Consider the following 22,545-nt stretch of genomic DNA (forward strand, 5'->3'; position numbering starts at 1 on the left):
TCTCACGCTGCCTGATTTTTGCGCATGGGTAATTTATTCTTTAAAATCAACGGTCTTTCCTAGAGTCAAATTCCTTGCGCACAATGTTGTCCACAGAAGATGTGCAGAACTGTGCAACATCTGAGTGTTTCCACAGATCAATGCAATGGGGTCAGGTCCGCAGGACCAGACCCCGATGCTGCCGGCGCCGCGTCACGAAGTCCGGGGTCTGGTCCTGCGGACCTGACCCCATTTTGCATCGAGCCCCTCAGGCCGGGGTCTGGTCCTGCGGACCTGACCCCATCTTTATCAACAGCGCTACAGCTGCCCACCGTTTTCACTGGCCCGGCACGGAAACGACGGACAAAGCATCGGTGCCGGACGAGAAAGGGGCGCTAAAAGTTGGCCCTGGGACGTTTTTCTTCAACAATCCTCCACCTGCCTCGTTTTTGCGCAGCAAGATTTTTCCCTTAAGAATCAACGCTCTTTCCCATAGTCAAATTCCTTGCGCACAATCTTATCCACAGAAGATGTGCAGAACTATACTTGCCGTTCAGCTGGCAACAAGTTACATTGCCGCATTCACCAGTTTGTCGTTCCACCTTATTCTCAGGAGTTCCTTTGCTCGCCATTCTTCAAGCTGCAGGCTGGCCAATCTGGCTGTTGCTGATTGCCTCCGTCGTCGCCCTGGCCCTGATTTTCGAGCGCCTGATTTACCTGCGCCGCGCCAAGATCCTGCCGAAGCAGCTGCTCGCCGAGGTCATCCGCGTGTATCACAACGGCCAGATCACGCCCGACATCATCGACAAGCTCGAGCACAGCTCGCCGCTGGGCGCCGTGCTGGCCGCCGCGCTGCGCAACATCGACGCCCCGCGCGACGTGATGAAGGAATCGATCGAGGAGGCCGGCCGCGGCGTGGCCCACGTGCTCGAGCGCTTCCTGACCACCCTCGGCACCATCGCCTCGCTGGCGCCGCTGATGGGCCTGTTCGGCACCGTGGTCGGCATGATCGAAATTTTTGGCGCGCAAAATTCTTCCGGCACCAACCCGGCCCAGCTCGCGCACGGCATTTCTGTGGCGCTGTATAACACCGGCTTCGGTCTGGCCATCGCGATGCCGGCCCTGGTGTTCTACCGTCACTTCCGCGCGCTGGTCGATTCCTTCATCATCGACATGGAACTGCAGGCGGTGAAATTCGTCGACGTCGTCCACGGTGCCCGCAAATGATCGATTTCCGGCGCGGCCGCAAACGCGAGGATCCGGAAATTAACCTGATCCCGTTCATCGACGTGCTGCTGGTGGTGCTGATCTTCCTGATGGTCACCACCACCTACAGCAAGTTCACCGAACTGCAGATCACGCTGCCGACCGCCGACGCCGAGAAGGCGCTCGACCGGCCGTTTGAAATCAACGTGACCGTCGACGCCAAGGGCAACTACACGGTCAACAACCAGCCGGTGTCGTTCCACACGGTGGCCGGCCTGGCCGACGACCTGAAGGCCGCCGCGAAAGCCGGTGCGCCGAACGCGACCGCGGCCAACAGCCCGGTGGTGATCGTCAACGCCGACCAGTTCGCGATGCACCAAATGGTCATCAACGTGCTCGAGGCGGCGCGCATCGCCGGCTACGACAAGCTGACCTTCGCGGCCCAGACCGCCGGCAAGAAGTAAGGCCACGCGGGCGAACCGGTTTCGCCCGCCCGCGCATGTCCGCATCCAATCCTTCCCTCGAAGCCATCCTCACCCGCGCCTGGCTGCGCCGCGGCCCGCTGGCCTGCGCGCTGTGGCCGCTGTCGCTGGTCTTTCGCGCGCTCTCGGGCCTGCGCGTGCTGCTGTTTCGCGCCGGCGTCCTCAAGTCGCACAGGCTGCCCGTGCCGGTGGTCGTGGTCGGCAACATCTTCATCGGCGGCACCGGCAAGACGCCGCTGACGATCTGGCTGGCCGAGGTCCTGCGCGCGGCCGGCTTCACGCCCGGGATCATCTCGCGCGGCCACGGGGGCGACGGCAGCGTGCCGCGCGAAGTCACGCTCGATGCGCTGGCCGGCGAGGTCGGCGACGAACCCTTGCTGATCGCGCGCCGCAGCGGCTGCCCGGTGATGGTTGGGCGCGACCGGCCGCAGGCGGGCAGGGCGCTGCTGGCGGCGCACCCGAACGTGAACGTCATCATCAGCGACGACGGCCTGCAGCATTACGCCTTGCATCGCGACGTGGAAATCGTGCTGTTCGACGGCCGCGGCGCCGGCAACGGCTGGCTGCTGCCGGCCGGTCCGCTGCGCGAGCCGGTGTCGCGCCGGCGCGACTTCACCGTGGTCAACGCGCCGCAGATGCCAGGCAACGTCGGCGGCCGGCCGTTTCGCATGCAGCTGGCCGGCAGGTTCGCCGAGCGCCTGGCGCAGCCGGCCGAACGCGTCGCGCTGACCGCGCTGGCCGGCAGGCGCATTGTCGCCGCGGCCGGCATCGGGAACCCGGGCCGCTTCTTCGCGATGCTGCGCGCCGAAGGCCTGGACTTCGCCGAGCTGCCGCTGCCGGACCACCACGACTTCCTCGACCAGCGGTTCGCGCGGGTCGACGCCGACATCATCCTGATCACCGAGAAGGATGCAGTAAAATGTAGGCAAATTGAAAATCTCAGCAACGACCCGAGACTGTGGGTCGTTCCGGTGACGGCGCAATTAGACGCCGCGCTGGCCGAACAAATTGTGGAGAAATGTCGTGGATGCTCGACTGCTTGATATCCTGGTCTGCCCGCTGTGCAAGGGACCGCTCGAATATGACAAAAAGGCGCAGGAACTGATCTGCAAGGGTGACCGCCTGGCCTACCCGATCCGCGACGGCATTCCGATCATGTGGGCCGACGAGGCGCGCAAGGTCGAACCGGCGTGACGTCGCCCGGCGTGAAGTTTACCGTCATCATCCCGGCGCGCCTGGCCTCGACCCGGCTGCCGAACAAGCCGCTCGCCGACCTGGGCGGCAAGCCGATGGTGGTGCGCGTGGCCGAACGGGCCGCCGAATCGGGCGCGTCGCGCATCATCGTCGCCACCGACCACGCCGACATCGCAGCCGCCTGCGCGGCGCATGGCGTCGAAGTGTGCATGACGCGCGCCGACCATCCGTCCGGCACCGACCGCATCGCCGAGGTGGCGCGGGCGCTGAACCTGGCGCCGGACGAAGTGGTGGTCAACCTGCAGGGCGACGAGCCGCTGATCGATCCTTCGCTGCTGACCGCCTGCGCCAGCCGCATCTCGGCCGACGTGCCGATGGCCACGTGCGCCCATCCGATCGGCGAGGCCGCCGACGTATTCAACCCCAACGTGGTGAAGGTGGTGCTGGACAAGGCCGGCCGCGCGCTGTACTTCTCCCGCGCGGCCATCCCGTGGCACCGCGACGGCTTCGCGCAGTCGCAGCAGGCGCTCCCAAGCGGCTACGCGCCGCTGCGCCACATCGGCCTGTATGCCTACAGCAACGCCTTCCTGCAACTGTATCCCGGGCTCGATCCGGCTCCGCTGGAAGCGGTCGAAGCGCTCGAGCAGTTGCGCGTCCTGTGGCACGGCTATCCGATCGCCGTGCACATCACCGATGCCGCGCCGGCCGCCGGGGTCGATACCCCGGACGACCTGGAACGCGTGCGCCGCCATTACCCCGGCTGACCACAGCCAACAAAAATAAATAACCGGCAATTTTGATATTGGCGTTGACGATGACTTTTGTGGTAAGTTTCGTTCCAAGGTAGTCAGATATGCATCAACGCTTCGGTGCCACCAAAAAATTATTCAACATCTGTTTTAGGACTTGTTCATGCGTCTCATACTGTTAGGTGCACCCGGCGCCGGCAAAGGCACTCAGGCTAACTTCATCAAGGAAAAGTACGGCATTCCCCAGATTTCCACCGGCGACATGCTGCGCGCGGCCATCAAGGCCGGCACGGAGCTGGGCATGGCCGCGAAAAAGGTCATGGACGCGGGCGGCCTGGTGTCGGACGACATCATGATCGGCCTGGTCAAGGACCGCCTGCAGGATGCGGACTGCGCCAACGGCTACCTGTTCGACGGCTTCCCGCGCACCATCGCGCAGGCCGACGCGATGAAAGACGCCGGCATCAATGTCGACTACGTGCTCGAAATCGACGTGCCGGACGAATTGATCGTCGAGCGCATGAGCGGGCGCTGGTCGCATCCGGGCTCGGGCCGCGTGTACCACACCAAATTCAATCCGCCAAAAACGGAAGGCGTCGACGACGTCACCGGCGAACCGCTGATCCAGCGCGACGACGACAAGGCCGAGACGGTCATGAAGCGCCTGGCGGTCTACCACGCCCAGACCGAAGTGCTGCTCGGCTACTACAACAACTGGTCGCAGTCCGGCCTGCCGGGCGCGCCGAAATACCGCCGCATTTCCGGTGTCGGACCTGTCGAGCAAATCCGTGACGCCGCCTTCGCGGCGCTGACGGACTAAAGCCAACAAAACCAGCGGACTTCGTGTCCGCTATTTTTTTGGCCGCTGCAGATGGATTGGCCAGGGTTTGCCGCCCTCGCACCAGGTTTTGGATTCAAGGTTTAGCAGTACGCAGTAAGGTTGGCCGCTCTTTCCGGGCGGGCTGTCGAAGTGTGTTTTTGTGTTACTTGATAAGAAAACTAAGGGGACGAAATGGTAGCAAATCCACTGATTTATGCAGTCGTATGTGGTGTCATCGCAGTAGTGTACGGATTGTGGTCGCGCAGCTGGATCCTGCGGCAGGATGCCGGCAACGCGCGCATGCAGGAGATCGCCCAGGCGATCCAGGAAGGGGCCGCGGCATACCTCGCGCGCCAGTATCGCACCATCGCGATCGTCGGCGTGGCGCTGTTCATCGCCATCTTCGTCCTCCTCGGATGGCAGACGGCATTCGGATTTCTGATCGGCGCGGTGCTCTCGGGCGCCTGCGGCTTCATTGGCATGAACGTGTCGGTGCGGGCCAACGTGCGCACCGCGCAGGCGGCCACGCGCAGCATGAACGACGCGCTCGACGTGGCCTTCAAGGGCGGCGCCATCACCGGCCTGCTGGTGGTCGGCCTGGGCCTGCTGGGCGTGAGCCTGTTCTACTGGATGCTGACCGCGCAGGCGGCCGGCAGCGCGCTGTCCGCGCATGACATCATCAAGCCGCTGATCGGCCTGGCGTTCGGCGCCTCGCTGATCTCGATCTTCGCGCGTCTTGGCGGCGGCATTTTCACCAAGGGCGCCGACGTCGGCGCCGACCTGGTGGGAAAAGTCGAAGCGGGCATTCCCGAGGACGACCCGCGCAATCCGGCGGTGATCGCCGATAACGTGGGCGACAACGTCGGCGACTGCGCCGGCATGGCCGCCGACCTGTTCGAGACCTACGTGGTCACGCTGATCGCCACCATGCTGCTGGGCGCCTTGACGTTTATGGGCGCCGACACGGGCACCGCCATGCTCTATCCGCTGCTGCTCGGCGCCGTGTCGATCATCGGCTCCATCGTCGGCTGCGCGTTGGTCAAGGCCAAGCCGGGCAAGAAAATCATGTCGGCGCTGTACACCGGCTTGTGGTGGGCTGCCGGCCTGTCGCTGATTGGTTTCGCCGCCGTTACCTGGTACATGTGGGCTCCCGACATGCGCATGAAGATGATGGGCTGCGCGCTGGTCGGCATCGTCCTCACCGGCCTGATGGTCTACATCACCGAGTACTACACCGGCACCGATTTCCATCCGGTGCGCCACATCGCCGAAGCATCGACCACCGGCCACGGCACCAACATCATCGCCGGCCTGGGCGTGTCGATGAAGTCGACCGCGTATCCGGTGCTGGCGGTGTGCGCCGCGATCCTCGCGTCCTACCAGATGGGCCAGTTGTACGGCATCGCGATTGCCGCCACCTCGATGCTGTCGATGGCCGGCATCATCGTCGCGCTCGACGCCTACGGTCCGATCACCGACAACGCCGGCGGCATCGCCGAGATGTCGCACATGCCCGACTCGGTGCGCGCGATCACCGATCCGCTCGACGCGGTCGGCAACACCACCAAGGCCGTCACCAAGGGTTATGCGATCGGATCGGCCGGCCTGGCCGCGCTGGTGCTGTTCGCCGATTACACGCACGCGCTGGAGTCGGCCGGCCACGTCGTCTCGTTCGAACTAGCCAACCCGATGGTCATCGTCGGCCTGTTCATCGGCGGTCTGATTCCTTACCTGTTCGGCGCGATGGCGATGGAAGCGGTGGGGCGCGCGGCCGGCGCCGTGGTGGTGGAAGTGCGCCGCCAGTTCCGCGACATCAAGGGCATCATGGACGGCAGCGGCAAGCCGGAGTACGACAAGGCGGTGGACATGCTGACCGCGTCGGCGATCAAGGAAATGATCATCCCGTCGCTGCTGCCGGTGCTGGTGCCGATCGTGGTCGGCATGCTGCTCGGACCGATGGCGCTGGGCGGCCTGCTGATGGGCACCATCATCACCGGCCTGTTCGTCGCGATCTCGATGACGACCGGCGGCGGTGCGTGGGACAACGCCAAGAAGTACATCGAAGACGGCAATTTCGGCGGCAAGGGCTCCGAGGCGCACAAGGCCGCGGTGACCGGCGACACGGTGGGCGACCCGTACAAGGATACGGCAGGTCCTGCGGTGAACCCGCTGATCAAGATCATCAACATCGTCGCGCTGCTGCTGGTGCCGCTGCTGCCGGCGACTGGCTGGATTGCGGTGACGGCGCCTGCGGCCGCGGTGCATGCGCCGGCCGTGGCGCCAGCGCCTGTCGTCGCGCCAATGGCGATGCCGACCAGCGAGACGGCCGAGCCGAAGCCGCTGGCGCCTGAAGTCGCGCCGGCGACGGATCCGACGAAGCCGATGCCGAAGAGCGAGACGGAGGAGCCGAAGCCGCTGAAGTAATTGAAGTCGGGTCAGGCCCGCCGGGCCTGACCCCGCAATTCTAGCCGCAGCCTGAATCGACGCTGCGGCGATTCGGCAGCCAGCATCAAAACCGGGGTCAGGTCCAGCGGACTGTTTTGTAGGGAGACATGGGTAACACTTTGTCGGGGGACATAGGTAACACTTTTATCATCATCGTACTTTCCGATAAATGTGGAGCGTACGATGCCTTGGATGGAGTGTTCTCAGATGTCCTCACGGCTTGAATTTGTGCGGTTGGCCCAAGCTCACGACGCCAATATCTCAGCGCTTTGTACGGCGTTCGGCATAAGCAGGAAGACTGGCTACAAATGGCTGCAGCGCCATGAATTAGGCGGCGTCGATGGTTTGGCAAACCGTTCACGCCGTCCTTCCAACTCGCCAGGGCGAAGCAGCAGAGATGTTGAAGCGACGATCGTCGACCTGCATCGTGCGTATCCTTGCTGGGGGGCGCGTAAACTGAAGGCGCTTCTGCCAGACGGGTTTCCCGACCTTCACCACTCCACGATTGATTCCATCCTTCGGCGCAATGGCTGCGAGTTGGTCCCTTTGACCAACCCTGGCAAGCTTGCGTTGAGCAGGTTTGAACACGAAGCGCCGAACCTGCTTTGGCAAATGGACTTCAAAGGTCATTTCCCGCTCACTGACGCTGCTGCCAGACGCTGTCACCCGTTGACCGTTCTCGACGACCATTCGCGCTTTAATATCTGCCTGATCGCCTGTTCCGCAGAGTCTGGCGAGCAGGTACAGACTGCCTTGATCCAGGCATTCAGGAAGTATGGCTTACCTCAGCGGATCACCTGCGATAACGGTCCGCCGTGGGGAACTGCCGGACGCGGGACTGTGTCGGCCCTGGAGGCCTGGATGATACGACTCGGTGTTCGCGTCGGCCACAGCACGCCATACCATCCGCAAACGCAAGGCAAGGACGAGCGGTTTCACCGCACCTTAAAGCGCGAATTGTTGGAGCGCTACGGGTTCAACTCGATTGAGCTTTGCCAAGCCAGTTTTGATCGCTGGCGCGACGAGTACAACCTTATTCGGCCCCACCAAGCCTTAGGGCAATGTCCCCCCGTTTCCCGGTATTCGGTCAGCGGCCGCGCCTATCCGGAGTCATTGCCCACGATTGAGTACGAACCCGAAGACGAGGTGCGCATGGTGCGGCGCACCGGCCGGATCAAATACAACAGCGACGAACACTTTATCGGCGAGGGATTGAAAGGACAGCCCGTGGCGGTGCGTCAGTCCGCTATTGATGGAGTCATGGACGTCTTCTACTGCAGCCAGAAAATTCGCACGCTCGACCTTAGAAAAACCGCCTAAAATCGAACTTCATGTGTAACCCATGTCCCCCGACAAAGTGTTACCCATGTCCCCCGGCCATACACGGACCTGACCCCACTTTTACGCTTGAACTGAGACTGTCGTGAATATACAATGTCTCTACATTGGAGGCACTTCATGGAACTCTCGATCCAAAAATGGGGAAATAGCGCGGCGGTCCGACTCCCATCTGCCTTGCTGACGCAGATAGGTGTATCGCTTGGCGATAAACTGGTCGTCGATGTGAAACCGGACGGCATGATGCTGCGCCCTGCGCGCAAGAGCTATGCACTGTCCGACTTGATGGCGCAGTGCGATCTGACCGCGGAACCGCCTGCGGATCTGGCGGAGTGGGATGCAATCGAGCGGGTAGGCCACGAAGCATGGTGAGGCGCCAGGGCTTCAATCGGGGTGACATCGTTCGGGTGAACCTGAATCCGACCTTCGGGCATGAACAGCAAGGCGACTTTCGCCCGGTACTGGTGCTCTCTCCCGCGGCCTTCAACCTGATGGGAGTGGCGTTGGTTGCTCCGATTACGCAAGGAGGCGATTTCGCCCGCTATGCCGGCTTCGCGGTGCCATTGTCCGGTTCCGGCACCGAGACGCAGGGAGTGGCATTGGTTAATATGGTGCGCACCCTGGACCTCGCGGCGCGGCACGGGAAGAAGATCGAGGTCGCGCCGGAATTTGTCGTTGAAGATGCCTTGGCGCGCTTGCGCGCAATACTTGAATAGCTGGATCGCGTTTCAAATCGCCGCGGCGATCGCCTTGCCCACATCGGTGGTGCTGGCCGTCCCGCCCATATTCGGCGTCCGCGGCCCCTCCACCAGGCATTTCTCCAGCGCCCGCACGATCGCATCATGCGCTTCCGTGTGGCCCAAAAAATCCAGCATCATCGCGCCCGACCAGATCATCGCGATCGGATTGGCGATGTTCTTGCCGTAGATGTCAGGCGCCGATCCGTGCACCGGCTCGAACAGCGACGGAAATTTGCGCTCCGGGTTCAAACTGGCCGACGGCGCGATGCCGATCGTGCCCGTGCACGCCGGCCCCAGGTCCGACAAGATATCGCCGAACAGGTTCGACGCCACCACCACGTCGAAGCGCTCCGGCGACAGCACGAAGCGCGCGCACAGGATATCGATGTGGTACTTGTCCCAGCGGACGTCCGGGTAGAAAAGCGCCATCGTCTCCACGCGCTCGTCCCAGTACGGCATCGAGATGGAGATGCCGTTCGACTTGGTGGCCGACGTCAGGTGCTTCTTCGGCCGGCGCTGCGCCAGCTCGAACGCGTACTTCAGGATGCGGTCGGTGCCGTGGCGGCTGAACACGGCCTGCTGCATCACCACTTCGCGCTCGGTGCCTTCGAAGCTGCGCCCGCCGACGGCCGAATATTCGCCCTCGGTGTTTTCGCGCACCACGTAGAAATCGATGTCGCCCGGCTTCTTGTTGGCCAGCGGGCAGGGCACGCCGGGCATCAGGCGCACCGGGCGCAGGTTCACGTACTGGTCGAACTCGCGCCGGAATTTGATCAGCGAACCCCACAGCGACACGTGGTCCGGCACCTTTTGTGGCCAGCCGACCGCGCCGAACATGATCGCGTCGAATCCCGACAGCTGGGCGAACCAGTCGTCCGGCATCATCTGGCCATACTCCTCGAAGTAGTCGCAGTTGGCCCACTCGAAGGTGGTGAATTCGAGGCCGATGCCGAAACGCTCCGCCGCCGCCTGCACCGCGCGCAGGCCTTCGGGCATGACTTCCTTGCCGATGCCGTCGCCGGCCAGTACCGCGATGCGGTGGGTCTTCATGCGCTTCCTTTCGAGAGTGACCTTTAATTATGCAACAAATCGCATAATCGCCGACACCAGCGACATTTCGTCCGACTCCCCCGAGTGGCGCTCGCCGTTGACGAAGAAGGCCGGCGTTTCGACCACGCCGAGGTGAGTGCCGCCGGCCGCGACCTGCTCGATGCGGTCCATGAAGCGCCGGCTCGCCAGGTCCAGCTGCAGCATGTCGACATCGAGCCCGAGGCGCGCGCCGAGCACCGGGATCAGCGCCGGCTCGAATCGCTCCTGCAGCGCGAACAGCGCGTCGTGCATGTCCCAGAAGCGGCCCTGCGCCGCCGCCGCTTCCGCTGCTTCGGCCGCCACTTCGGCGTAAGGGTGCTTGCCGGTCAGCGGGAACGGCCGGAACACGAAGCACAGCTGGCTGCCCAGCCGGTGCTGCAGGTCCTTCACCGCCGCGTGCGCCTGTTTGCTGAACGGGCACTGGTAATCGCCGTATTCGACCAATACGATGCCGGCGTCCTTGCTGCCCTGCATGTGGTCGTCGTGATGAATCGAAACTGTCGGACTCATGTTGTGCCTCCCTTGAAGTCGCGCCTTCGTTGCGTATACTTTAAGCCCGAACCCGCCATTTTTGGAGGTTTATCATGACACGCAAATACATCGACTGCCGCGAGGTTCCCAGCGAGTCGAAGTGCTCGGTGACAATCGCCGCCGACACCGAGAAAGAGCTGATGGATGTGGCGGTCCAGCACGCCGTCAGCGTACACGGCCACCAGGACACGCCGGAATTTCGCCAGGCGCTCACCAAGGCGATCCACACCGGCACGCCGCCGGCCTAGCTGCTCAGAACACGCACATCCTGTCGGCCGCCGCGCGCAGTTCGGCGCGAAAGTCCGGATGGGCGATGGCGATCAGTTCGCGCGCGCGCTGGCGGGCTGATTTGCCGCGCAGCTGAGCCACGCCGAACTCAGTCACCACGTAGTTGACGTCGTTCTTGCTGGTGGTGGCGTGGGTGCCGGGCGTGAGCATGGGGACGATGCGCGAGACGGCGCCGTCCTTGGCGGTCGACGGCAGCACGATGAAGGACTGGCCGCCGCGCGAGCGGTTGGCCGCCCGCACGAAATCGACCTGGCCGCCGGTGCCGGAGTAGGGCAGGTGGGCGATGCTCTCTGAGCCGCACTGGCCCAGCAGGTCGACCTGCAGGCTGGCGTTGATCGACACCAGCTTGTCGTTCAGCCCAGCGTTGTAGGGATCGTTGGTGAAGTTCGACGGATGCATCTCGAGCATCGGGTTGTGGTGCATGAACTGGTAAAGCTTGCGCGAACCGAGCGCGAAGGTCGCCACCATCTTCCCGGGCAGCAGCGTCTTCTTGCGGTTCGTCACCGCGCCCGCCTCGATCAGGGTCAGGATGCCGTCGCCGATCATCTCGGTGTGCACGCCGAGGTCGCGCTTGGCGGTCAGCTGCATCACCACCGCGTCCGGAATGCCGCCGTAGCCGATCTGCAGCGTCGAGCCGTCCTCGATCATGTCCGCCACATACTTGCCGATCGGCTCCTGCACCGCGCCAATCTTTGGCAGTCCCACCTCGAGGATCGGCTCATCGTTCTCGACCAGTGCATGCACCTGGGACACATGCACGTGGCACTGGCCGTGCGCGAACGGCACGTTGGGATTGACCTCCAACACCACCGCGCGCGCTTTTGCGATCGCCGCCATCGTGTAGTCGGTGCCGAGGCTGACGGAAAAGAAGCCCTGCTCGTTCATGCTCGACGCCATCGCGAACACCACATCGGCGGGCATGAGGCCGCGCTCGATCAGGATCGGAATCTCTGAGAAATAATTCGGGATGAAATCGCACCAGCCGGCCTGGCCGCCAGCGCGCGAAGCGCCGCCGAAAAACAGCGCGGCATGGCGCACGTGGTGGGCCGTTTCGCTGTCGAAATAGCCGAACTTGCGCATCGCCAGGATCTGCGCGACCTTGATGTCGTTGAAGCGGCAACGCTGCTCGGACAGCGCGGTGAGCAGGGTGGGCGGCTCGCCCACGCCGGTCGGCACGATGATCATGTCGCCGTCGCGCAGCAGGTCGAGCGCGTCGGCCGCGCCCATGCGTTTGCTCTGGTACAGCTGGTGTGCCGTTTGCATCGCCGTCTCCTCGTTATGGGGAAATACTAACGCAGGAAACTGACCCCGGGCTTACTCGGCGGCCGGGGTCTGGTCCCGCGGACCTGACCCCATTTTGACGTTGCGGGTGCGCGCCATTTCCCCCAAAAGTGCTAATGTTGGAATCATGAACACCCTGAAGCCCGCCCTGATCGCCTTGCTGATCGCTTGCACCTGCGCCTATGCGCAACAGGAGCCCGCGCCCGCGCCAGAGCGCTCTGCCGTCCCCGAGGTCAAGCCGCCGCCCAAGCGCAAGCCGCTCAAGCGCCGCTCGGTTCAGCAGGTGATCGAGCCGACCCCGCGCATCGTGACCGAACCCTATCGCCCCGTCCTCGAAGTCCGGCCCTCCGCACCATTGTCGCAGCCCATCCCCGGCCCGGTGCGCATGAACAGCTGCGACGGCGCCGGCTGCACCGACACCAACGGCAACCGCTTCAACGGCGGCATCGGCACCACCCTGATCGGCCCGCAGGGCCAGCTGTGCAACAAGGGCCTGGTGAACGCCCAGTGCTTTTAGTCGCTGTCCGGCGCAAAGTTCGCTACAATCCTGCAGGTTGACGTTTACGTAAACGTTAAATCGAACATTCAGGGGAAATCCATGCAAATTCAGGACAATGTCTTCATCATCACCGGTGGTGCATCCGGCCTCGGCGCCGCGACCGCGCGCATGATCGTCGAAGCCGGCGGCAAGGTCGTGCTGGCCGACGTGCAGGTCGAAGCCGGCACCGCGCTGGCCGCCGAACTCAAGGGCCGCTTCGTCAAGTGCGACGTCACCTCCGAAGCCGATGGCATGGCGGTCGTCGCCGCGGCGCAGGAAATGGGCACGCTGCGCGGCCTGGTCAACTGCGCCGGCGTCGCGCCTGCTGTGAAGACCGTCGGCAAGGACGGCGCGCATCCGCTGGACGTTTTCCAGCGCACCGTCAACATCAACCTGGTCGGCACCTTCAACATGGCGCGCCTGGCGGCGGACGCAATGGGCAAGACCGAAGCAGGCGAGTCGGGCGAGCGCGGCATCATCATCAACACCGCGTCGGTCGCGGCCTACGACGGCCAGATCGGCCAGGCGGCCTACGGCTCGTCGAAGGCGGCGGTGGTCGGCCTGACCCTGCCGATGGCGCGCGACCTGGCGCGCAGCGGCATCCGCGTGATGACCATCGCGCCGGGCATCTTCGAGACGCCGATGCTGATGGGGATGCCGGAAGAAGTGCGCGACGCGCTGGGCAAGATGGTGCCGTTCCCGCCGCGCCTGGGCCGTCCGAACGAGTACGCCCACCTGGCGCGCACGATCATCGAAAACACCATGCTCAATGGCGAAACGATCCGCCTGGACGGCGCGATCCGCATGCAGCCGAAGTAAACGTTTGCACAATTTGATGTAGGATGCCAACAGCTGGGGTCAGGTCCGATGGATCTGGCCCCGATTTTTTACAGCCGCTGTTGGAGATTCGATGATTACTTTGAGGACGCTGGCCCTTGCGGCCGCGCTGACGGGCGCTTTTGCCCACCTGCCCGCGCGGGCGCAGACCACGCAGGAGGCGCCGGAAGTCGCCACCGCCTTCCAGGACAAGACCGGCTGGGCCGCGAAGAAGTACATGGTGGCCGCGGCCAATCCGCTGGCCGTGGACGCCGGCTACCAGATGCTCAAAAAAGGCGGCACCGCCATCGACGCGGCGATCGCGACCCAGATGGTGCTCACGCTGGTCGAGCCGCAATCGTCGGGCATCGGCGGCGGCGCCTTCCTGATGTACTACGACGGCAAGCACGTACAAGCCTTCGACGGCCGCGAGACCGCGCCGGCCACGGCCGACGAACACCTGTTCCAGAATCCCGACGGCACGCCGCTGTCGCGCGTGGCCGGCGTGGTGGGCGGACGCTCTGTCGGCGCGCCCGGCGTGCTGCGCATGCTCGAACTGGCGCACAAGCAGCACGGCAAGCTGCCGTGGAAAACGCTGTTCGAGCCGGCCATCCGCCTGGCCGAACACGGCTTCGCGGTCAGCCAGCGCCTGAACGGCCTGCTGATGTTCGACCAGCACATCCGCAAGGACCCGGTGGCCGCGAAGTATTTCTACGACGCCGAGATGAACCCGCGTCCGATCGGCTACATCCTCAGGAACCCGGCGCTGGCGAAGACCATGCGCGAGATCGCCCAGGGCGGGGCCAATGTTTTCTACACCGGCCACATCGCGCGCGACATCGCGGCCAAGGTGGCGGCCCATCCGACCAATCCCGGCAAGCTGACGGCGAGCGACATCGCCGGCTACCAGCCCAAACTGCGCACGCCGGTGTGCAGCGACTACCGCGCGTGGACCGTGTGCGGCATGCCGCCGCCGTCGTCAGGCGGCATCGCCGTGGCGCAGATGCTCGGCATTCTCGAAACGCGCGACATGCGCGCGCTGGCGCCGGCGGCCGGCGAAGTGCCTGGCGCCGAGGCGCTGCACCTGTTCACCGAAGCGGGGCGACTGGCCTACGCGGACCGCAACCGCTACGCCGCCGACACCGATTTCGTGCCGCTGCCGGGCCGCGGCGTGCCAGGCCTGATCGACAAGAACTACCTGGCCCAGCGCGCCATGCTGATCGGCGAAAAGTCGATGGGCGTCGCGCCCGCCGGCCGTCCGCCCGGCATGGACGTGGCGTGGGGCGCCGACACCGCGATCGACAATCCGTCCACCTCGCACCTGGTGGTGGTGGACAGCCACGGCGCCGGCCTGTCGATGACGACCACGGTGGAAGATCTGTTCGGCTCGCGCCAGATGGTCGATGGCTTCATCCTGAACAACCAGCTGACCGACTTCTCGTTCGACTCGGTGGACAAGGACGGCCCGATCGCCAACCGGGTCCAGGCCGGCAAGCGGCCGCGCAGCGCCATGTCGCCGACCATCGTGTTCGACAAGGGCACGGGCAAGCTGGTGCTGGCGGTCGGCTCGCCGGGCGGGCCGGCGATCATCAACTACGTCGCCAAGGTGCTGGTGGGGACGCTGGACTGGAACCTGAACGTGCAGCAGGCCATCGCGCTGCCCAACTTCGGCAGCAAGAACGGCCCGACCGAACTGGAAGAGCGGCGCTTCCCCGCGGCGACCATCGACGCGCTCAAGGCGCGCGGGCACACGGTGCGCCTGACCGAGCAGAACTCCGGGCTGCACGGCATCCAGCGCCTGTCGATCCACGGGCAGGATTTCTGGTTCGGCGGCGCCGATCCGCGCCGCGAAGGCGTGGCCAAAGGCGACTGACTTCCTTTGGCTGTCGTTCCTGCGCAGGCAGGAACCCATGCTGAGCAACGCGAAGTCGGTATAGGTTCCTGCCAAGGGGGGCGCCGAGCCCAGGAACGACAAGCGGAAAAACGTGTCCCCGGTTTTGTAACTTTTGCTAGCCGGGCAACCCCACTCCCTGCTAATCTTGCAGCATGGGAATACAAGAAAAAACCGGACTCATTCTGACCGGGGGAGGGGCGCGCGCCGCTTACCAGGTGGGCGTGCTCCAGGCGATTTCCCAACTATTGTGGGAACAGGGCTGGTCACCGGCGCGCAATCCGTTCGACATCATTTGCGGCACCTCCGCCGGCGCGATCAACGCCACCGCGCTGGCCTGCCGCGCCGACAATTTCGGCGAGGGCGTCCAGGCGCTGCTCGACGTATGGGAAAACTTCACCGCCGAACAGGTCTACCGCGCCGATTCGATCGGCGTACTGCGCTCGGGCGCGCGCTGGCTGTCGCTGCTGTCATTCGGCTGGCTGCTGCGCAAATGGCGCGCGGCGCCTCCCAGTTCGCTGCTCGACAACACGCCGCTGGCCGGCCTGCTGCACCGCATGCTCGACCTGCCGCGCCTCGACGCCGCGCTGTCCGAAGGGCTGCTGCACGCGGTCGCCGTCACCGCCTCGTCGTACACGGTCGGCCACCACATCACCTTCTACCAGAGCGCGGTCGAGGTGGCGCCGTGGATCCGCATGCAGCGCGTGGCGATGCAGGACCAGATCGGCGTCGAGCACCTGCTGGCGTCGTCGGCGATCCCCTTCATTTTTCCGGCCGTGCCGCTGTACCTGGGCGGGCGCCAGGAATACTGCGGCGACGGTTCGATGCGCCAGCTGGCGCCGATCTCGCCGGCGATCCACCTTGGCGCCACCAGGGTGCTGGTGGTCGGCGCCGGCCGCATGAACGAGCCGGTGCGCAGCGCGCCGCAGGCTGCGCGCTATCCGAGCCTGGCGCAAATCGCCGGCCACGCGATGTCGTCGATCTTCCTCGACAGCCTGGCCGTGGACGTCGAGCGCCTGAACCGCATCAACGCCACCTTGTCGATGATGCCGCCCGAGCACCATGCGAAGACGACCCTCAAGCCGGTGGAGCTGCTGGTGATCGCGCCGTCCGAGCGCCTCGACGACATCGCCGCGCGCCACGTCGCCAGCTTGCCCGGGCCGGTGCGCGCGCTGCTGTCGGGGATCGGCGCCACCGAGGCGCGCGGCTCGGCGCTGGCGTCCTACCTGCTGTTCGAGTCGAGCTTCACGCGCGAACTGATCGAGCTGGGCAAGCGCGACACCCACGCGCGCGCGGCCGACGTGCTGGCTTTTTTCGGGGACTAGCATGACGTTTCATCCCCTCCGCCTGTGCGCCGCGCTGCTGCTGGCCTTGTCCTTGCTGTGCGCCGCCGGCGCCCATGCGGCGCCGGCGCGCAGCTTGCGCTTCGAGCAGCTGTCGGTCGAACACGGACTGGCGCAGGAATCGATCCTGGCGATCATCCAGGATGGCGACGGCTTCATGTGGTTCGGCAGCCAGTCGGGCCTGTCGCGCTTCGACGGCTACCGCGTGACCACCTATCGCAACGAGGCCGGCAATCCCGCCAGCCTGGTGAACAACTGGGTGCGCGTGCTGCACATCGACAGCGTCGGCCGGCTCTGGATCGGCACCGACGGGGGGCTCGACCGCTTCGATCCCGAGACCCAGACCTTCACCCATTACGATCCGCAGGAGCCGGTCAAGCGCGGCAACGGCAACCGCCACATCCACGCGCTGCTCGACGACGGCAAGGACGGACTGTGGATCGCCACCGCCGACGGCCTGCAGCACTTCGACATGAAGACCGGCGCCTTCAAGGTGTGGCGCCACGTCGCCGGCATGCCGCAAAGCCTGGCCGACGACAAGGTCAACGCGCTGGCGCTCGACGCCGGCGGGCGCCTGTGGATCGGCACCGACTCGGGCCTCGACAGCCTGGCTCCGGGGGCGCGCGGGTTCGAGCATCACGCCGTGGCCGGCGGCGGCGCCAAGCTCAATACCGTCTCGGCGCTGCTGGCCGACGCCAACCAGACGCTGTGGATCGGTAGCCTGGACGGGCTGGAGATGTGGAAGCCGTCGGCCGGCCCGGCCGCGCGCCGCCTGCTCGGCCCCGCGGAGGGCGTTGCGCGCAGCAAGGTGACGGTGCTGTTCCAGGACGCCGACGCCACCATCTGGGCCGGCACCCACGACGATGGACTGTACCGCTGGCTGCCGCAGCTGCGCCGCTTTGCAAACTACCGCAGCCAGCCGGGCGATGGCCACAGCCTGGCCGACAATTACGTCTCTTCGATGTTTCGCGACCGTCTCGGCACTTTCTGGGTGGGCACCTGGTACGCGGGCGTGAGCCGGGTCGACCTGGGCAGCGGCGGGTTCACCCGCATCGTCAGGCAGGCGGGCGGGCAGGGCGCGCTGTCGGACAACAAGGTGCGCGCGATCGTCGGCGACGGCGCCGGCAAGGTGTGGCTGGGCACCAACGACGGCATCGACCGCTACGATCCGGTCACCGCCACGACCGAAGTGTGGCGCCATGACCCGGACAATCCGAACAGCCTGTCGGACGCGCTGGTGAATGCATTGGCGCTCGACCGCAATGGCGTGCTGTGGGCCGGCGGGCGCTCCGGCGTCACCAGCTTCGACCCGGCCAAGGGACGCTTCACGCGCCAGTTGCTGGCGGCCGGCGACCCGGCCGGCGAAACCGTGCGCGGCATGCTGGCCGACCGCGCGGGCGTGCTGTGGATCTCGTCGCTCGGCGGCCTGCACCGGCTCGATCCGGCCACGCGCAAGGTCAGGACCTACCAGCACCACCCGGCCGACCCGGACAGCCTGGCCGACAACGTCGCGCGCACCATTCTCGAGGACCGCCGCGGACAGCTGTGGATCGGCACCTTCGACGGGCTCGACCTGCTGGACCGCGCCACCGGCAAGTTCCGCCACTTCCGCCATGATCCGGCAGACCCGGCCAGCATTAACCACGACGAGGTGCACTACCTGCTGGAGGACCACCGGGGCGACATCTGGGTCGGCACCGCGGGTGGCCTGAACAAGATGATCCAGGACCGGGGCGGGGTGAAGTTCAAGCGCTATTCTTCCGCCGACGGCCTGGCCGACGACGCGGTGGCGGCGATGCTGGAAGACGATGACGGCAACATCTGGGTCAGCTCCACCACCGGCCTGTCGCGCCTGAACCCGGCCACCGGCAAGTGGCGCACCTACAACGGCGCCGACGGCACCATCGAAGGCGCCTACTTCGACGGCTCCGCGTTCAAGTCGCGCGACGGCACGCTGTACTTCGGCGGCTTCAACGGCATCACCGCCTTCCACCCGCGCGCCATCAGCGACAACCTGATTGCGCCGCGCGCGGTGATCACCGGCTTCCAGGTATTCAACAAGCCGGTGCAGCAGGTCCATCCCGGCCTGCTGAAAGGGCCGATCGAGCACGCCTCCGAGATCACGCTCGACGCCGCCGACTCGGTGTTCTCGCTCGAATTTTCGGCGCTGCACTACGCCGCGCCGCAGCGCAACCGCTTCGCCTACCAGCTGGTCGGGTTCGACGAGAACTGGGTCGCCACCGACGCCTCCAGGCGCTTTGCGACCTACACCAACCTCGATCCGGGCACCTACACCTTCAAGGTGAAGGCGGCCAACAAGGACGGCGTCTGGAGCGCGTCCGGCGCCACGCTCTCGATCGTGATCCGGCCGCCGTTCTGGAAGACCTGGTGGTTCCGCACGATGATGGGCATGTTCGTTCTGGGCAGCGCCTACGCGGCTTTTCGCTTCCGCATGCGCGGGCTGCGGCGCCAGAAGGACCTGCTCGAACAGCAGGTGCACGCGCGCACCGCCGAAATCGGCCAGCAGAACCGCCTGCTCGAACGCCAGAAGCTCGAACTGGACATGCGCCGCGTCGAAGCCGAATCGCAGCGCGCCGAAGCCGAGCAGCGCCGCCGCGACGCCGAGCGCCAGAAGGAGGAAGTCGAGCTGCAGAAGGAGAATGTCGAACTGGCCCACCGCAACATCTCGATCCTGTCCGAGATCGGCCGCGAACTGACCGCCACGCTCGACATGGAAACGATCATGGATACGGTGTACCGCCACGTCCAGCACCTGATGGATGCGCGCATCTTCGGCATCGGCATTTACCGCGAGGACCTCGGCGTCATCGAGTTCCCGTTCGCGATCGACCAGGGCATGCGCTCGCCGCGCTACACGCGCCCGGTGGACCAGCCGAACCAGCTGGCGGTGTGGTGCCTGACGCACCGGCGCGAGGTGTTCATCAACGACATCGAGGCCGAATACGACAACTACATCGAACACCCGGCGCCCGGCCCGCTGGCCCATGTTCCCCGGGCCGACGGCAGCGCCTCCTCGGTGGCGATGTCGACGATGTACGTGCCTTTGATCGTCAAGGAGCGCGTGATGGGCGTGCTGTGCGTGCAGAGCATCGAGAAGAATGCGTACCGGCGCGTGCACCTCGACATGCTGCAGACGCTGGCCGCGCACGCCGCCGTCGCGCTGGACAATGCGCGCGCCTACCGCCAGCTCGAAGAGATGGAAAAGCGGGTGCGCCTGAACACCGACGAACTGGCGCAGGCCAACCGCGCCTTGCAGGACAACGATGAGCGCCTGCGCCTGGCCAAGCAGCGCGCCGAGGATGCGACGCGCCAGAAGTCGGAATTTTTGGCCAACATGAGCCACGAGATGCGCACCCCGCTGGCCGGCGTGATCGGCATGCTCGGCTTCGCGCTGCGCGACGCCCGGCTGCATGACGGCACCCGCGAACAGATCCTGCGCGGCCAGGCCAACGCCCAGGCGCTGCTGGCGATCATCAACGACCTGCTCGACTTCTCCAAGATCGAGGCGGGCAAGCTGACCATCGAGAACATCGACTTCGCGCTGTCGGCCACGCTGGAACACGTGGTCAGCCTGTTCGAGGAGCAGGCCGCGGCGCACAGCATCGGCTTCGACATCGAGCTGGCGCCGGACCTGCCGCGCTTCGTCGTGGGCGACCCGACGCGCCTGCGCCAGGTGCTGGTCAACCTGGTCGGCAACGCCTTCAAATTCACCCAGCGCGGCAGCGTCAGCGTGCAGGTCGAGGCGTTGCCGGCCGACCCGGCGCGGCCGAACATCAACATGATACGGTTTTCGGTCAAGGACACCGGAATCGGTATCGCATCCGATGCGCTGGGGCGCCTGTTCCAGAAATTCGAGCAGGCCGACAGCACCACCACGCGGCGCTACGGCGGCAGCGGTCTGGGACTGGCGATCTGCCGCCAGCTGGTCGAGCTGATGGGCGGGACCATCGGCGTGGAAAGCGAAGAGGGCGCGGGCAGCTGTTTCAGCTTCGTGCTGCCGCTGGCCGACGGCGTGCGTCCGCCCGTGGTCGAGCCTGCGCCTCGCGCGCCGCACAGCCACCGTCTGCGCGTGCTGTGCGCCGAGGACTTCCCGACCAACCAGATCATCATCCGCATGATGCTGCAGGAGCTGGGTCACCAGGCCGACATCGTCGACAACGGCCAGCTGGCGCTGGCGGCCTGCGCGCGCACCCGCTACGACCTGATCCTGATGGACGGGCGCATGCCGGAGCTCGATGGCGCCAGCGCCACGCGCATCATCCGCGCCGGCGGCCCGCCCGAGGCGCCGGTGCGCGATCGCGACCTGATGATCATCGCGCTCACCGCCAACGCCAGCGAAGAAGACCGGGCGCGCTACCTGGCAAGCGGCATGGACGACTTCCTGTCCAAGCCGATCGACGAGGCGGCGCTGCACGATCAGTTGAGCCGTGCGATCGAACGCCAGCTGGCGCGCGGCGTCGCCCTGGCCACGATGCCCGCGGCGCCGGCCGGCGCTCCCGGCATCGCGGACCTCGATGCGATGTTCGGCGTGCTGACCGGGCCGACGCCGCTGGCGGTGGCGGTGGCGCAGAACGCCGGGCGCCGCACCACCGACCTGAAGGCGCGCCTGCGCAGCGCCTTCGCCGGCGACCTGCCGGGACGGCGCGCGCAGCTGGAGCAGGCGCTGTCGGACCAGGACCACGACACCGCGGCGCGCGTGCTGCATGGGCTCAAGGGCAGTGCCGCCTACCTCGATGCGACCGAACTGCACCTGCTGTGCGGCGAGCTCGAACTGGCCGCCGACCAGCGCCAGTGGGGAGTGATCGGCGCCGCCATGCCGCGGCTACGCCGGCTGCTCGACCGGTTCGAAGATGGCGCTGCCTGAACGCGCCAGCCGATATAATCGAACCGGATGACGGGAGACGCGATGAAGGTGCTGGTGGTTGACGACGACGTGGTGTCGCGCATGGTGCTGATGCACCTGGTCGACAGCTGCGGCGCGTACGAAATTTTCGAAGCCGAGGACGGAGCGGAGGCCTGGCGCCAGCTGCAGGAAGGGCTGCGGCCGTCGATCTGCTTCTGCGACCTGCGCATGCCCAATATGGACGGCATGGCGCTGCTGGCGCGCGTCAAGGCGGAACCCGCGCTCGATGACATGCGCTTCGTGCTGGCGTCGTCGGCCAACGACCACGCGACGATGGCGCAGGCCAGCAGCCTGGGAGCGGCCGGCTACATCGTCAAGCCCTTCGAGCAGGACCTGGTGCTTGCGCAACTGGCGGGACTGCGGCCGCGGATGGACGACGCGGCCGAAAGCCCGCCGGCCACCATGCAGCGCCTCGGCATCGACAGCGCGCGGCTGCTGGCCTATCTCGCGGGTTTCGAGAATCAGCTCGCGGCGGCGGCGCACGAGCTGGCCGCGGCCGATGACGGCGAGGTGCGGGCGCGGATCGACAAGCTGCACGCGGGGTGCGTGACGCTGGGACTGGAAGGCGCGGCGGCGCGGCTGCAGGCGCTGGCGCAGGGCGAGATCGACGGGCCACGCATCCAGTCGGCGCTCGGCGCGGCGCGCGAGGCGGTGGGGCAGCAGACAGAGCGCGTGCGCAAGCTGCAAGACTGAGCATGGGGTCAGGTCCGCAGGACCAGACCCCGGCATTCCAGCGTCGCGGGATTTATCGGGGTCTGGTCCTGCGGACCTGACCCCATTTTGCGGTAACGCTTCCCGTGTCCAGAATAAGCTTGATGTTGTGATTGTTTAGAATTAAAGTATTCGCCAGCAGCCAGTCTGACCGATACCTCAATCCAAGGCGACCATGAC

At 65.6% G+C, this 22,545-nt stretch carries 20 protein-coding genes; 17 read left to right on the forward strand and 3 right to left on the reverse strand.

From position 1 onward, the window contains the following. Positions 1–600 precede the first annotated feature (600 nt). From Q4S45_RS03525 to Q4S45_RS03570, 10 genes are all read left to right on the forward strand, one after another. Positions 601–1,206 (forward strand): MotA/TolQ/ExbB proton channel family protein, encoded by a 606-nt coding sequence (locus tag Q4S45_RS03525; protein WP_305509198.1) that lies wholly within the window; start codon positions 601–603, stop codon positions 1,204–1,206. Then, positions 1,206–1,649: a biopolymer transporter ExbD gene (locus tag Q4S45_RS03530; RefSeq protein WP_305512036.1), complete on the forward strand. Its 444-nt coding sequence runs from the start codon at positions 1,206–1,208 to the stop codon at positions 1,647–1,649. The genes Q4S45_RS03525 and Q4S45_RS03530 overlap by 1 nt, the downstream gene beginning before the upstream one ends. Positions 1,650–1,684: 35 nt before the next feature. Continuing rightward, entirely contained in the window at positions 1,685–2,710 is a 1,026-nt protein-coding gene (gene lpxK, locus Q4S45_RS03535) for a tetraacyldisaccharide 4'-kinase (protein WP_305509200.1), read from the forward strand. Next, positions 2,691–2,861 (forward strand): Trm112 family protein, encoded by a 171-nt coding sequence (locus tag Q4S45_RS03540; RefSeq protein ID WP_305509201.1) that lies wholly within the window; start codon positions 2,691–2,693, stop codon positions 2,859–2,861. Before lpxK ends, Q4S45_RS03540 begins: the two co-directional genes overlap by 20 nt. Before the next feature lie 11 nt (positions 2,862–2,872). Next, on the forward strand, positions 2,873–3,625 hold the full coding sequence (gene kdsB, locus Q4S45_RS03545; RefSeq protein WP_305512037.1) for a 3-deoxy-manno-octulosonate cytidylyltransferase: 753 nt from the start codon (positions 2,873–2,875) through the stop codon (positions 3,623–3,625). Positions 3,626–3,773: 148 nt separating this feature from the next. Further along, a complete protein-coding gene (gene adk / locus Q4S45_RS03550; protein ID WP_305509203.1) occupies positions 3,774–4,430 on the forward strand; it encodes an adenylate kinase in 657 nt (218 codons plus the stop codon). A 192-nt stretch (positions 4,431–4,622) separates the two neighbouring features. Next, positions 4,623–6,854 carry a sodium-translocating pyrophosphatase gene (locus tag Q4S45_RS03555; RefSeq protein ID WP_305509205.1) on the forward strand — a complete coding sequence of 744 codons (2,232 nt, stop codon included), beginning with the start codon at positions 4,623–4,625 and terminating at the stop codon, positions 6,852–6,854. 204 nt (positions 6,855–7,058) lie between these two features. Next, a complete protein-coding gene (locus Q4S45_RS03560) occupies positions 7,059–8,195 on the forward strand; it encodes an IS481 family transposase (RefSeq protein WP_305507920.1) in 1,137 nt (378 codons plus the stop codon). Between the two features lie 138 nt (positions 8,196–8,333). Continuing rightward, positions 8,334–8,585: an AbrB/MazE/SpoVT family DNA-binding domain-containing protein gene (locus tag Q4S45_RS03565; protein WP_305509207.1), complete on the forward strand. Its 252-nt coding sequence runs from the start codon at positions 8,334–8,336 to the stop codon at positions 8,583–8,585. After that, positions 8,579–8,929, forward strand: a complete 351-nt coding sequence (locus Q4S45_RS03570; protein ID WP_305509209.1) for a type II toxin-antitoxin system ChpB family toxin — start codon at positions 8,579–8,581, stop codon at positions 8,927–8,929. The genes Q4S45_RS03565 and Q4S45_RS03570 overlap by 7 nt, the downstream gene beginning before the upstream one ends. 12 nt (positions 8,930–8,941) lie before the next feature. On the opposite strand, the gene Q4S45_RS03575 is transcribed toward Q4S45_RS03570, so the two are convergent. Both Q4S45_RS03575 and Q4S45_RS03580 read right to left on the reverse strand, forming a co-directional pair. Further along, positions 8,942–10,003, reverse strand: a complete 1,062-nt coding sequence (locus Q4S45_RS03575) for a tartrate dehydrogenase (protein WP_305509211.1) — start codon at positions 10,001–10,003, stop codon at positions 8,942–8,944. A 27-nt stretch (positions 10,004–10,030) separates the two neighbouring features. Continuing rightward, positions 10,031–10,552, reverse strand: coding sequence for a thioredoxin domain-containing protein (locus tag Q4S45_RS03580; RefSeq protein ID WP_305509213.1), 522 nt, complete (start codon positions 10,550–10,552; stop codon positions 10,031–10,033). 74 nt (positions 10,553–10,626) lie between these two features. Here Q4S45_RS03580 and Q4S45_RS03585 point away from each other — a divergent pair, with 74 nt between their 5' ends. Further along, positions 10,627–10,821: a DUF1059 domain-containing protein gene (locus Q4S45_RS03585; protein ID WP_305509215.1), complete on the forward strand. Its 195-nt coding sequence runs from the start codon at positions 10,627–10,629 to the stop codon at positions 10,819–10,821. A gap of 4 nt (positions 10,822–10,825) precedes the next feature. Here Q4S45_RS03585 and Q4S45_RS03590 read toward each other — a convergent pair whose 3' ends face one another. Then, positions 10,826–12,124: an acetyl-CoA hydrolase/transferase family protein gene (locus Q4S45_RS03590; protein ID WP_305509216.1), complete on the reverse strand. Its 1,299-nt coding sequence runs from the start codon at positions 12,122–12,124 to the stop codon at positions 10,826–10,828. Positions 12,125–12,269: 145 nt separating this feature from the next. Between Q4S45_RS03590 and Q4S45_RS03595 the strand changes: the two genes are divergently transcribed. From Q4S45_RS03595 to Q4S45_RS03620, 6 genes are all read left to right on the forward strand, one after another. Continuing rightward, positions 12,270–12,659 (forward strand): hypothetical protein, encoded by a 390-nt coding sequence (locus tag Q4S45_RS03595; RefSeq protein ID WP_305509219.1) that lies wholly within the window; start codon positions 12,270–12,272, stop codon positions 12,657–12,659. A gap of 81 nt (positions 12,660–12,740) precedes the next feature. Next, a complete protein-coding gene (locus Q4S45_RS03600; protein WP_305509220.1) occupies positions 12,741–13,499 on the forward strand; it encodes a 3-hydroxyacyl-CoA dehydrogenase in 759 nt (252 codons plus the stop codon). A 91-nt stretch (positions 13,500–13,590) separates the two neighbouring features. Beyond that, a complete protein-coding gene (gene ggt / locus Q4S45_RS03605) occupies positions 13,591–15,369 on the forward strand; it encodes a gamma-glutamyltransferase (protein WP_305509222.1) in 1,779 nt (592 codons plus the stop codon). 173 nt (positions 15,370–15,542) lie between these two features. Further along, the gene (locus Q4S45_RS03610; protein WP_305509224.1) at positions 15,543–16,712 is read left to right on the forward strand and encodes a patatin-like phospholipase family protein; all 1,170 of its coding nucleotides are present in this window, start codon (positions 15,543–15,545) and stop codon (positions 16,710–16,712) included. 1 nt (position 16,713) lies between these two features. Beyond that, complete coding sequence (locus tag Q4S45_RS03615) at positions 16,714–21,615, forward strand: two-component regulator propeller domain-containing protein (protein ID WP_305509226.1); 4,902 nt, start codon at positions 16,714–16,716, stop codon at positions 21,613–21,615. A 27-nt stretch (positions 21,616–21,642) separates the two neighbouring features. Continuing rightward, positions 21,643–22,347 (forward strand): response regulator, encoded by a 705-nt coding sequence (locus Q4S45_RS03620; protein ID WP_305509228.1) that lies wholly within the window; start codon positions 21,643–21,645, stop codon positions 22,345–22,347. The last annotated feature ends 198 nt before the right edge of the window (positions 22,348–22,545 follow it).

This window comes from Massilia sp. R2A-15 (assembly GCF_030704305.1).
In the GTDB taxonomy this organism is placed as follows: domain Bacteria; phylum Pseudomonadota; class Gammaproteobacteria; order Burkholderiales; family Burkholderiaceae_D; genus JAFCUW01.

Bases quoted from the DNA above. Each gene is read 5' to 3' on its own strand.
- Q4S45_RS03590 (WP_305509216.1), bottom strand. From the start codon at position 12,124: ATGCAAACGGCACACCAGCTGTACCAGAGCAAACGCATGGGCGCGGCC.
- Q4S45_RS03555 (WP_305509205.1), top strand. From the start codon at position 4,623: ATGGTAGCAAATCCACTGATTTATGCAGTCGTATGTGGTGTCATCGCA.
- lpxK (WP_305509200.1), top strand. From the start codon at position 1,685: ATGTCCGCATCCAATCCTTCCCTCGAAGCCATCCTCACCCGCGCCTGG.
- adk (WP_305509203.1), top strand. From the start codon at position 3,774: ATGCGTCTCATACTGTTAGGTGCACCCGGCGCCGGCAAAGGCACTCAG.
- Q4S45_RS03595 (WP_305509219.1), top strand. From the start codon at position 12,270: ATGAACACCCTGAAGCCCGCCCTGATCGCCTTGCTGATCGCTTGCACC.
- Q4S45_RS03610 (WP_305509224.1), top strand. From the start codon at position 15,543: ATGGGAATACAAGAAAAAACCGGACTCATTCTGACCGGGGGAGGGGCG.
- Q4S45_RS03565 (WP_305509207.1), top strand. From the start codon at position 8,334: ATGGAACTCTCGATCCAAAAATGGGGAAATAGCGCGGCGGTCCGACTC.
- Q4S45_RS03580 (WP_305509213.1), bottom strand. From the start codon at position 10,552: ATGAGTCCGACAGTTTCGATTCATCACGACGACCACATGCAGGGCAGC.
- Q4S45_RS03570 (WP_305509209.1), top strand. From the start codon at position 8,579: ATGGTGAGGCGCCAGGGCTTCAATCGGGGTGACATCGTTCGGGTGAAC.
- Q4S45_RS03615 (WP_305509226.1), top strand. From the start codon at position 16,714: ATGACGTTTCATCCCCTCCGCCTGTGCGCCGCGCTGCTGCTGGCCTTG.
- ggt (WP_305509222.1), top strand. From the start codon at position 13,591: ATGATTACTTTGAGGACGCTGGCCCTTGCGGCCGCGCTGACGGGCGCT.
- Q4S45_RS03560 (WP_305507920.1), top strand. From the start codon at position 7,059: ATGCCTTGGATGGAGTGTTCTCAGATGTCCTCACGGCTTGAATTTGTG.
- Q4S45_RS03575 (WP_305509211.1), bottom strand. From the start codon at position 10,003: ATGAAGACCCACCGCATCGCGGTACTGGCCGGCGACGGCATCGGCAAG.
- Q4S45_RS03585 (WP_305509215.1), top strand. From the start codon at position 10,627: ATGACACGCAAATACATCGACTGCCGCGAGGTTCCCAGCGAGTCGAAG.
- Q4S45_RS03620 (WP_305509228.1), top strand. From the start codon at position 21,643: ATGACGGGAGACGCGATGAAGGTGCTGGTGGTTGACGACGACGTGGTG.
- Q4S45_RS03600 (WP_305509220.1), top strand. From the start codon at position 12,741: ATGCAAATTCAGGACAATGTCTTCATCATCACCGGTGGTGCATCCGGC.